This window comes from Vibrio sp. 11-4(1) (assembly GCF_013048625.1).
Lineage (GTDB): Bacteria > Pseudomonadota > Gammaproteobacteria > Enterobacterales > Vibrionaceae > Vibrio > Vibrio diabolicus.
The window spans coordinates 1-530 of sequence record NZ_VHSY01000066.1 but is presented as its reverse complement, the minus strand read 5'-3'; the positions used below and the strand labels follow the sequence as shown (position 1 = coordinate 530).

The 530-nt window shown below is 44.0% G+C and carries 2 tRNA genes and 1 rRNA gene; all 3 read right to left on the bottom strand.

Going from position 1 to position 530, the window contains the following annotated elements:
- Positions 1–184: 184 nt before the first annotated feature.
- Positions 185–260: transfer RNA gene (locus FKN16_RS24405), tRNA-Glu, on the bottom strand.
- A gap of 11 nt (positions 261–271) precedes the next feature.
- Positions 272–347: transfer RNA gene (locus FKN16_RS24400), tRNA-Ala, on the bottom strand.
- Between the two features lie 95 nt (positions 348–442).
- A 16S ribosomal RNA gene (locus tag FKN16_RS24395) occupies positions 443–530 on the bottom strand; the annotation flags it as partial.

The window sequence follows — 530 nt, the reverse complement described above, 5'->3', positions numbered from 1 at the left end:
TTTTGCCGGACTCAAATTCCAAGAACACTTGAATGTGTTTTTAGTTGTATTCATAAATGAATACTTTGAGAACTTTACAAACAACAATAAATTGTTGTTTTGTCAGCTTTCCAAATTGTTAAAGAGCTAATCACTTCTAATGAAGTAACCATTTTTAAAAGCACTCATTGAATGCGCTTAAAGATGGTATCCCGTAGGGGAGTCGAACCCCTGTTACCGCCGTGAAAGGGCGGTGTCCTAGGCCTCTAGACGAACGGGACACAGAAGTATGTGGTGGAGCTAATCGGGATCGAACCGATGACCTCTTCGCTGCCAGCGAAGCGCTCTCCCAGCTGAGCTATAGCCCCACATAAATTGCTTCAGCATTTTATGCAGAACCAATTTTGCTCTGAAATCTAAACCATATCAATCTGTGTGAACACTCATCGCAATAATCATCGTATAAGGAGGTGATCCAGCGCCAGGTTCCCCTAGCGCTACCTTGTTACGACTTCACCCCAGTCATGAACCACAAAGTGGTAAGCGTCCCC